The 9,302-nt window shown below is 69.3% G+C and carries 16 protein-coding genes; 12 read left to right on the forward strand and 4 right to left on the reverse strand.

The window, feature by feature from the left end:
- The first annotated feature begins 11 nt into the window (after positions 1-11).
- Positions 12-173 (forward strand): hypothetical protein, encoded by a 162-nt coding sequence (locus SCK26_RS34890; RefSeq protein WP_318205370.1) that lies wholly within the window; start codon positions 12-14, stop codon positions 171-173.
- Positions 174-225: 52 nt separating this feature from the next.
- Here the strand turns inward: SCK26_RS34890 and SCK26_RS34895 are convergent, their stop codons facing one another.
- On the reverse strand, positions 226-411 hold the full coding sequence (locus SCK26_RS34895; RefSeq protein ID WP_318205371.1) for a hypothetical protein: 186 nt from the start codon (positions 409-411) through the stop codon (positions 226-228).
- Positions 412-550: 139 nt separating this feature from the next.
- Here SCK26_RS34895 and SCK26_RS34900 point away from each other — a divergent pair, with 139 nt between their 5' ends.
- Complete coding sequence (locus SCK26_RS34900) at positions 551-811, forward strand: hypothetical protein (protein ID WP_318205372.1); 261 nt, start codon at positions 551-553, stop codon at positions 809-811.
- A 48-nt stretch (positions 812-859) separates the two neighbouring features.
- On the opposite strand, the gene SCK26_RS34905 is transcribed toward SCK26_RS34900, so the two are convergent.
- From SCK26_RS34905 to SCK26_RS34915, 3 genes are read right to left on the reverse strand one after another with little or no spacing between them, the layout of a single operon-like run.
- The gene (locus SCK26_RS34905) at positions 860-1,036 is read right to left on the reverse strand and encodes a hypothetical protein (RefSeq protein ID WP_318205373.1); all 177 of its coding nucleotides are present in this window, start codon (positions 1,034-1,036) and stop codon (positions 860-862) included.
- Positions 1,033-1,266: a hypothetical protein gene (locus SCK26_RS34910; protein ID WP_318205374.1), complete on the reverse strand. Its 234-nt coding sequence runs from the start codon at positions 1,264-1,266 to the stop codon at positions 1,033-1,035. The genes SCK26_RS34905 and SCK26_RS34910 overlap by 4 nt, the downstream gene beginning before the upstream one ends.
- Positions 1,263-1,499, reverse strand: coding sequence for a hypothetical protein (locus tag SCK26_RS34915; protein ID WP_318205375.1), 237 nt, complete (start codon positions 1,497-1,499; stop codon positions 1,263-1,265). The genes SCK26_RS34910 and SCK26_RS34915 overlap by 4 nt, the downstream gene beginning before the upstream one ends.
- Before the next feature lie 95 nt (positions 1,500-1,594).
- Here SCK26_RS34915 and SCK26_RS34920 point away from each other — a divergent pair, with 95 nt between their 5' ends.
- From SCK26_RS34920 to SCK26_RS34965, 10 genes are all read left to right on the forward strand, one after another.
- The gene (locus SCK26_RS34920; RefSeq protein WP_318205376.1) at positions 1,595-1,933 is read left to right on the forward strand and encodes a hypothetical protein; all 339 of its coding nucleotides are present in this window, start codon (positions 1,595-1,597) and stop codon (positions 1,931-1,933) included.
- Positions 1,934-1,967: 34 nt separating this feature from the next.
- A complete protein-coding gene (locus SCK26_RS34925; protein WP_318205377.1) occupies positions 1,968-2,150 on the forward strand; it encodes a hypothetical protein in 183 nt (60 codons plus the stop codon).
- Between the two features lie 86 nt (positions 2,151-2,236).
- Complete coding sequence (locus tag SCK26_RS34930; RefSeq protein ID WP_318205378.1) at positions 2,237-2,452, forward strand: hypothetical protein; 216 nt, start codon at positions 2,237-2,239, stop codon at positions 2,450-2,452.
- Positions 2,453-2,476: 24 nt separating this feature from the next.
- Complete coding sequence (locus SCK26_RS34935; RefSeq protein WP_318205379.1) at positions 2,477-2,836, forward strand: hypothetical protein; 360 nt, start codon at positions 2,477-2,479, stop codon at positions 2,834-2,836.
- Between the two features lie 26 nt (positions 2,837-2,862).
- Positions 2,863-3,051, forward strand: a complete 189-nt coding sequence (locus tag SCK26_RS34940) for a hypothetical protein (RefSeq protein ID WP_318205380.1) — start codon at positions 2,863-2,865, stop codon at positions 3,049-3,051.
- A gap of 145 nt (positions 3,052-3,196) precedes the next feature.
- Positions 3,197-3,721, forward strand: a complete 525-nt coding sequence (locus SCK26_RS34945; protein ID WP_318205381.1) for a hypothetical protein — start codon at positions 3,197-3,199, stop codon at positions 3,719-3,721.
- Positions 3,702-5,201: a hypothetical protein gene (locus SCK26_RS34950; protein WP_318205382.1), complete on the forward strand. Its 1,500-nt coding sequence runs from the start codon at positions 3,702-3,704 to the stop codon at positions 5,199-5,201. Before SCK26_RS34945 ends, SCK26_RS34950 begins: the two co-directional genes overlap by 20 nt.
- Positions 5,202-5,400: 199 nt before the next feature.
- A complete protein-coding gene (locus SCK26_RS34955) occupies positions 5,401-6,888 on the forward strand; it encodes a phage portal protein (protein ID WP_318205383.1) in 1,488 nt (495 codons plus the stop codon).
- Positions 6,885-7,919, forward strand: coding sequence for a head maturation protease, ClpP-related (locus SCK26_RS34960; protein WP_318205384.1), 1,035 nt, complete (start codon positions 6,885-6,887; stop codon positions 7,917-7,919). Before SCK26_RS34955 ends, SCK26_RS34960 begins: the two co-directional genes overlap by 4 nt.
- Before the next feature lie 11 nt (positions 7,920-7,930).
- Positions 7,931-9,292, forward strand: coding sequence for a phage major capsid protein (locus tag SCK26_RS34965; RefSeq protein ID WP_318205385.1), 1,362 nt, complete (start codon positions 7,931-7,933; stop codon positions 9,290-9,292).
- Positions 9,293-9,302: the final 10 nt, after the last annotated feature.

The raw sequence follows: 9,302 nt of genomic DNA on the forward strand, positions 1-9,302 counted from the left end.
GGACTGCCATCATGGCCTTCCGCCGATCGATCCCCCAAGAGGAACTGCGCGCCCGGCTGACCCCCCAGCAGCGGGCCCGGCACGAGACGACGTACCAGGCGTCACGGGGCGGGCACTTCCCCACCCCGCCCAAGCCCGTACCGGGTACACCGAAGAAGCCCCGCGAGAACTGACCGGCTGCCAGACTGAGTTGCGAGACCCCCGCCGTCCCCCGTCGGCGGGGGTCTACTGCTGTCCGGGCTCGGCCGTGTGGTCGGCTGGCGGGATGGCGCGGGCGCGGGCGAGCCAGCCGTTGCCGAACGTGTCGGACGGTAGTAGCGCCGGCTGGGCGTTGAGCCGTTCGCACAGTTCGGTGAGGGCCTGCATGCATTCTTCGCGGGTATCGCCGATGACTCCGTACCTGATCGCCATGAGCAGCAGTGTGCCGGGACGGGAGAGGCCGGGCTACCGGTTCGCTCGAACGAGGGTCACAGATCAATGACAGATGCTTCACGTAGCCCGCACGGCAGCGGATGATGCGGCGGAACACTGCCGTCACCCCGGGGGACCGATGCCCAGCTACAGCGAAGTCCAGCGCGCGGTACGCGTGGAGAAGGTCCGGCTCTGGTTCGCGTGGCTGGCCGGCAACGTCATCATGTTGATCATCGCCAACGCAACGAAGAACATCGCGGTCGTCTCGGTGGTCACCCAGGTGCTGATGGTCGTCGTCTTCGTCGGCTTGACCGTGGCGCTGTTCCGGATGACCGGTGCCCTGAACCGGCGCGCGACCGACGCCCGGCGCGAGGTGCTGGGCGACGACTACCCGGGCTGACCCCCGGACGTACAGCGGCCCCGCACCGGATCCCGGGCGGGGCCTTCGTCATGCGGGCAACTGTGCGTCGCAGTCCGGGCAGAGGTACGCGAGCAACTCGTCGGTGACGGTGCTGCGGACCTCGGTAGGGGTGAGGTGGCGGCAGGCGCCCCGCAGGTACTCCGTTCCGTAGCCGACCGTCGTGATCTCAACCCAGTCCCACCGCGGATCGAGATCCGCGCTCACGTGGGCTCCTCGTCCGGGCGCACCGGGCCCTCGCTGGTCTGAGGGTCGATGAGGTCCGGCAGCTCGTCACCGTGACAGACGCCGAGGTCGCAGCCGCCGCCCACCTCGTTGTGCGCGTACCGCTGCTGTTCGGCCAGCTCGTGCGCGAAGGCGTCGAGGTTGGCCTCGGCGCGCGCCGTGCTCAGCCCGGCCTGGCGTAGATAGGCGAGCAGCCTGTCCCGTGCGTTCATGCGGTCCTCGTCTTCTTCGGTCCGGGCCGTGCGGGCTCGATGCCGTTGTCACGGGCGATACGCCGGACGTAGGCGGCAGTGAACGGGGACCGGGCGGTGACGTCGGTCGGGCGCTCGCCTGCCTCCAGGGCGTTCACCACTGCCTCGACCGCCGCGTCTCGGGCTGCATTGTGGGCGGCTTCGGTCTCTCGGTAGCGGGCCGTGGCCTTGTCGAGATTGGTCATCGGGTCCATGCGATACAGAGTAGCGCAACCCCCTTGCGCTGCCCAGCGATGAAGCGCTAACGTGTATCGCAACAGAGAAGCGCAACACTGTAGGGGGACCTGAGATGATCGCCGCCAACCGCACCCGCCGCGCCACCCTCGCGGCCCGCGCCCGCACCCACCGCGCCGCCGCGAAGATCCGCCGCACCGGCACCGGCACCCTCGCCACCCACTGCATCGCCGCCGGCCTCCCCGTCCGCGAAGCCCGCAGCGTCGCTGGCTCCCTCCGCAAGAACGCGGTCAAGGCCGGCATCACAGGCACCCCCTCCGTCAGTTACACCCACGGCCGCGCCCGCCAGTGCCGCAGGTTCACCCCGGCCGAGGTCGCCCGCATCGCCACCGTGTACCGGCCCCGCCGTGCCGAGTACAAGGCCGCCTGCACCCGACTCGCTCTCGCCGCCTGACCTACCGCCAACCACGAGCCGCAGGAGAACCATCATGATCAACGCCCGCATCTACGGCTACCTCACCGACGACGGCACCCAGACGATCGGCGGAACCGTCACCGCCAGCGGCGGCCGGTACGGCGACATCAAGGCCATCCAGTGGGACGACGGCCAGACCACCCACGTTGCGGAGCACGAGCGCGGCATCACCTGGGACTACGACGACGAGGACTGACCGCCCCGCACCGCCGCCGCTCGACTCACCCTCGCCGCTTGACCCCCGCCATACCTTCAACCCACCGCCGCGAAAGGACCCCTGTCGTGATCCGTCGGACCCGTGAGACCTACGCGTTCATCAACGAGCACCCGGAGCCGTCGACCCCAGAGGAGGCGCTCGCGCACGTGCTCGCCGTCTACGAGCACGAGGACGACGCCCGCCTGATGGTGGAGGCCACCCGGAACATCTACGGCGGCGGAGTCGTCACCGGCCTCACGATGGGCGACCTCCGCGCACTCGCCGCCCGCCTTGGCCTCTGACCTTCGACGCGAAAGGAGCCTGCCATGGCCGCTACCGGACTCACTGACGTCAAGGTCGGCGACCCGCTGATCCTCGTCACCGGCAACAAGTACCGCAGTGACGAGCCCGTCACCGTCTCCCGGGTCGGCCGGAAGTACGTGTACGTCAACCTCCATGGCCGCGAGTACAGCCAGCGGTTCCACAGGGACACCGGCGCAGAGGACAGCCAGTACGGCGCCCGCGAGCACCTGTACACGCCAGAGCAGTACGACGAGATGAAGCAGCGCGACGCCCTGTTCATGAAGTTGTCGGCGGCAGGGATCGACGTGAAGTACCAGATCCGACCCGAGGTGACCACGGACCAGCTCCGCGCCCTGCTCGCCGTCGTCAAGCCCTCCACCTGACCGCCCGACACGACAGGACGAACCCCATGACCGAGATGTACATCCCCGCCGACAACTTCCAGGTGGGCGACATCGTCCACACCGAAAAGAGCCGACCCGTCCGGGTCCGGCACATCGTCCGCGACAAGGCAGGCCGCCTCCTCGTGAACCCCGGAGACTCCGACGAGCTGGATGGCTGGGTGTGGGAGCACGCCACCGTCACTCGCGACGCCTGACCCCGGGCGAACTGAAGGCCCCGCACACGCCACCGGTGCGGGGCCTTCGTCCTGCGCGCGCCCTCAGCCGCCACCCCGGTTGCACGCATCACCTACCATCAAACCACGCCAACCGTTATACGTATAACCACACGAGGAGGGGCCCGTGACCGCCAACGACGACCCCCACAAAACCCGCGACGGCCACGGCCGCTACGCCCGCACCATCAACCAAGCCCGCCGCGACGCCCACGCCGCCGAACTCCGCGCCGAAGGCTGGACCTACCAGCAGATCGCCGACGAACTCGGCATCGACAAATCCGGCGCCATCCACGCCGTCCGCCGCGCCATCCGCGACGCCTGCGCAGGCCCCGGCCAAGACCTCATCAACCTCGAAGTACAGCGCCTCGAAGCGATGTACGACCAAGTCCTCGACATCCTGCAAACCGATCACCCCGTCGTCTCCCACGGCCGGATCGTCAAGGACGACACCGGCGCGCCCCTCACCGACGTCGAGATGAAACTCAAGGCCGTCGACCGCGCCCTCCGCACCCGCGAGAGCTTCCGGAAACTCCTCGGCCTCGACGCCCCCTCCCGCGTCTCCGTCGACGCCGAACAACTCGGCCGCGAGATCGGCCGGCTCCTCGACGCCGCCACCAGCGAGGACGACGGTGACGACACCGACGCGTGAGGAGATCCACCAGCAGATACAGCAGCTGGTGCGCGCCGGCGACACGAAGGCGCTCAAGGCCATCCGGGATCAGCTCCAGTCGAAGGTCGACCGCCGGAACCTCAAGCAGCGGACGCGCTTGTACCAGAACAACCCGACCGGCTGGGTCGAGGAACGCCTCGGTCAGGTCGTCTGGTCGAAGCAGCGCGAGATCATGCTCAGCGTCCGCGACAACCGGCGCACCGCCGTCCGCTCCTGCCACGGCGTCGGCAAATCCCACACCGCATCACTGGTCGCCTCCTGGTGGCTCGACACCCACCCCCCAGGCGAGGCCTTCGTCGTCACCAGCGCGCCCACCTTCGCCCAGGTCCGCGCCATCCTCTGGCGATACATCCGCCGCGTACACCGCCGCGGCAAGCTCGCCGGCCGCGTCAACCAGACCGAATGGCACATGGAAGACGAGTTGGTGGCGTTCGGCCGGAAGCCCGCCGACCACGACGAGTCCGCCTTCCAGGGCATCCACGCCCGCTACGTCCTCGTCATCCTGGATGAGGCGTGCGGTATCCCCGGCCAGCTGTGGGTGGCGGCGGACGCGCTGACGACCAACACGGACTGCCGCATCCTCGCGATCGGCAACCCCGACAACCCCGCGAGCCACTTCCGGAAGGTCTGCCAGCCCGGCAGCGGTTGGCACGTCATCGGGATCTCAGCGTTCGAGTCACCCAACCTCACCGGCGAGCAGGTCCCGGACGACGTGGCGCAGGCCCTCGTCTCCCGCGGCTGGGTAGAGGAGAAAGCCACCGAGTGGGGCGAGGACAACCCCCTCTACAAGAGCAAGGTCTTGGGGGAGTTCAGCGAGGATGCCCCGAACAAGGTCGTCCGCGCCTCGGACATCGCCAAGTGCCGCATCGCCTCAGAGGAGAGGCCCGCTGCCGCCGACCTGGAACCGGTGGAGCTTGGGGTTGACGTCGGCGGTGGCGGGGACGAGACCGTCATCCGGGAGCGCCGTGGCCGGCGCGCGGGCCGGGAATGGCGGGCACATACGGACCGCCCGGAGAAGATCGCCCCGCTCGTGCTCCGGGCGATCGAGGAGTCCGGCGCCGAGGCGGTGAAGGTCGACTCCATCGGCGTGGGCTTCGGTGTGATCGGCGAGCTACGGAACCTCGCGTCGCAGGGCAAGCACCGGGCGCGGATCGTCGGCGTCAACGTGGGTGAGAAGTCGTCCCAGCCGGACAAGTTCAAGAACCTCCGCGCCGAGATCTGGTGGGAGATCGCGCGCGGCCTGTCCGAACGGCAGGGCTGGGACCTGTCCGCGATGGACAACGCCGACACCACCGTGGCTCAGCTGTTGGAGCCGTTGTGGGAGGTCGACGCGCAGGGCCGGATCTTCGTGGAGCCGAAGGACGAGATCCGGAAACGACTGGGGCGCAGCCCCGACAACGCAGACGCGCTCTTGTTGGCGTTCTACAACGGAGCCCGAACAAGGGTGAGGTGGCTGTGACCAGTCGAAACGAGCGATTCCGCAGGTGGGCTCTGCTGTGGCGGAAGTTGGCGCCGTTCTTGCTTGACACGGCTGGGATCATCCTATTGTCGGGTTCCGCCATGGTGTGGAACCTGATCGCTGGCCTGGCCGCAGCAGGAGTTGGCTGCTTCGTCCTGAACTGGCGGTGGTTCGGAACCGAGTAGGCGAAGGAGGGGCGTTGGCACGGACCCTCCTCGGCGCGCTCCTCAACAAGACCAGCAGCGTCGCAGCTCAGACCCCGGTCCCCTTCGCCTCCCGCTCCGCCAGCTACGGCGGCCTGTTTGGCTCCAGCCGCACCGCCGAAGGCCAGATGCGCGCGATGTCCGCAGTCGGCACGCTCTTCGCCATCGTGGACCGCACCTCGAATGCGACCGCCCTGGTCGACTGGAAGCTGTACCGCAAGGCCAAGTCCGGTCGGAAGGAAGACCGGACCGAGGTCACCTCGCACGCGGCGCTCGACCTGTGGAACAGGCCCAACCCGTTCATGCCGCGGCAGGAGTTCGTAGAGACCCAGCAGCAGCACTTCGACCTCACCGGCGAAGCCTGGTGGGTCATCGCCCGCCGGCCCGGCGTCACCCTGCCGCTGGAGATGTGGCCCGTCCGCCCCGACCGCATGACCCCGGTCCCCGACCGCGAGACGTTCCTGAAGGGCTACTTCTACACCAGCCCCGACGGCGAGCAGATCCCCCTCGGCCTGGACGAAGTCATCCAGCTCCGCCGGCCGAACCCGCTGGACCCGTACCGCGGTCTCAGCCCGGTGCTGTCGATCCTCCCGGACCTGGACACCAGCCGGTACGCCTCGGAGTGGTCGCGGGCGTTCTTCGTCAACTCGGCTCAGCCGGGCGGCATCATCGAGGTTCCACAGGCTCTGTCGGACGACCAGTTCGGCGAGTTGCGGGACCGGTGGAACGAGCAGCACCGCGGCGTCGGCAACGCGCACCGTGTGGCCATCCTCGAACACGGCAAGTGGGTCGACCGCACCATCAGCCAGCGAGACATGCAGTTCGTGGAGTTGCGCGGCGCCACCGCCGACCGGATCCGCGAGGCCTACGGCATTTCCAAATCGGCGATCGGTGATTTCGAGGACATCAACCGCGCCTCCGCGCTGGCGGCCAAGGCGTGGTTCGCGGAGCAGCAGACCATCCCGCGGCTGGAGCGGATCAAGGCGGCGCTCAACTTTGAGCTGCTGCCCATGTACGGGCCGACCGCGCAGGGCCTGGAGTGGGACTACGAACCCCCCACCCCGCCGGACCCGGAGATCGAGGCCCAGCAGCTCACCGCCCGCTCGGCTGCTGCTGCCGTCCTGGTTCGCGAGGGCTTCGACCCGGCCGGCGTCCTGTCCGCCGTCGGCCTCCCCGAGATCCCGTTCGCCGGCCGCCCGACCGCGCCCACGCCAGCCGCTCCGGTGGCCGCGTGGGATGACGCGGTTGCTGGCTTGCTCGGTACTGAGATCGAGGCGGCGATGCGCTGGGAGGTCGTCACCGAGCACGACGACGATGTCTGCGGCCCATGCGCCGAGCAGGACGGCCGGCTCTATCGCAACCGTGCCGCCGCGTACAAGGACTACCCGGGCGGGTCCGGCTACATCCACTGCGTGGGCGCGGAGTACGGCAACGACTGCCGCTGCAAGGTCGTGAAGCGACGGAAGACGAGGGACGACGAATGATCACCCTTCCCGCGAACCTCCCCGGTTTCGTCGCCCGCCAGCGCGAGCACGCCGAGAAGCAGCGCGCGCAACTCGGGGTCGAGGCCCGCTCCTGGTACCGCATCACCAACGCCGCGGACCCAGACGAGGCCGAGGTCATGCTCTACGACGAGATCGGCGGCTGGTTCGGGTCGACGGCCGATGAACTGATCGCCGACCTGCGGGGCATCACGGCGCCGCGTATGCGGGTCCGGGTCAACAGCCCCGGCGGCAGCGTGTTCGAAGGCGTGGCCATCGCCAACGCCTTGAGGAGCCACCCGGCTCAGGTCACGGTGCAGGTCGACGGGATCGCCGCGAGCATCGCCTCCGTCATCGCGATGGCCGGGGACCGGATCGAGATGGCCCCGAACACGATGATGATGATCCACGACGCGTCCGGCGTGTGCATGGGCAACGCCTCCGACATGGAGGAGATGGCCGAACTCCTCGACCTCATCAGCGACAACATCGCCGACGCCTACGCGGCCAAGGCGGGCGGCACCCGCGACGAATGGCGGGCCCGGATGAAGGCCGAGACCTGGTACCTCCCCGAGGACGCCGTCGCCGCCGGCCTCGCCGACGAAGCCGTACAGACCCCGAAGGCCGGCGCCCCGACGGAACCCGCCGAGCCCGAGCCGGACATGGCCCGCGCCTGGGACCTCGCCGCCTACGGCTACCAGGGCCCGCGCCCGGCCGAGCCCGCGCCGACCGCGACGCTCACCGAGGACATCCGCACGCTCGTCGGCGAGGAGGTGGCCGCGCAGCTCGCTGCCGCGGTCGTCCCGCCCACCGAGGCCACCACCGCGGCCGAGTCGGCCGACGAGGTCACGGCCAGCGAACCCGCCGTCACGCCGGCCGAGGCGGCCCCGGAGGCGCCCGCGGCCGAACCCGTGGACGAGTGGGCCGCCGCAGTGGCGCACCTCGTCCAGCCCCCATCTGACCCGTGGGCCGCAGCCGTGGCCCATCTCATCAACAGCACGTCGGCGGCCAGCTCGGCGACGGAAGCAGCCTGAAGGAGGCAGCAGTGGCAACACCCACCATCCCGAGCAATGCCGCCGAGCTGGCGGAAATGCTCAGCGACCCGGCCAAGGCGAAGGACGTCGTCGCCTCCCCGGAGGACCTGACGAAGTTCATCACCGAGTACGCCAACCGGCAGCAGGGCGAGGGCACCGACCTCAACCGGCAGATCGCCGAGCAGGTGCAGCAGCAGTTCGCGGCGATGCTCCGCGACAACGGCGCCGACGCCACCACCAAGGACGCCGCCCAGGCGATCAAGCGGCTCGACCTCGACCCGCAGGCCAAGCGCGGCGGCATGCTCACCTCCCACCGGCAGGGCACGGCCTACAACAAGGCCGCCCCCGGCGCGATCGTGGACAAGCACTTCGAGAACTCGATCGACTACGTCCAGAACATCTGGCACAAGAACGCGCACGCGGACGCGGACAAGCTGGCCGCGCTGCGCAACGCCGCGGGCTCCGTCAGCCCCGCCGACGGTGGCTTCCTGGTCCCCGAGACCCTGCGCTCGCAGCTCCTCCAGCTCGCGCTGGAGAAGGCGGTCGTGCGCCCGCTGGCCACGGTGGTCCCGATGGAGTCGGCCCGGGTCCCGTTCCCGATGATCGACACCACCACCAACGCCGGGTCGGTGTTCGGCGGCATGGTCGCCTACTGGGGCGAGGAAGGCGCCGCGCTCAAGGACTCGAACCCGTCGTTCGGGCGGGTCGAGCTGGACGCGAAGAAGCTCACGGGCCTCTCCGCGGTCCCGAACGAGCTGCTCCAGGACTCCATCGTCTCCTTCAGCGCGCTGATCGAGACGCTGTGGCCGCAGGCCCTCGCCTTCAGCGAGGACAACGCCTTCCAGTCCGGCTCCGGCACCGGTGAGCCCCTCGGCTTCCGCGGCGCCGGTAACCCGGCCGCGGTCACCGTGACCCGCGCGAACAGCAACAAGATCCAGTACGTGGACGTCATCGGGATGTACGCCCGCATGCTGCCCTCGTCGCTGTCCAACGCCGTGTGGATGTGCGCCCCCGACGCGCTGCCGCAGCTCCTCCAGCTTTCCCTCACCGTCGGCACCGGCGGCAATTCGGTGTTCGTCGTCAACGCCGCGGCCGGCATGCCGATGAGCATCTTCGGCCGGCCGCTGATCATCACGGAGAGGGGCTCCACGCTCGGCTCCCGCGGCGACCTCGCCTTCGTCGACCTGTCGTACTACCTCGTCGGCGACCGGCAGGTCATGACCGCCGACAGCTCGACGGACTACAACTTCGGCACGGACAAAACGACCTTCAGGATCATCCAGAGGGTCGACGGCAGGCCGTGGATCCAGTCCCCGATCACCCCGGCCAACGGCTCCACCTCCACACTCAGCCCGTTCGTCGAGCTGAACTAACCCCCCGCGG

The organism is Streptomyces sp. SCL15-4, from assembly GCF_033366695.1.
Classification (GTDB): Bacteria; Actinomycetota; Actinomycetes; order Streptomycetales; family Streptomycetaceae; genus Streptomyces.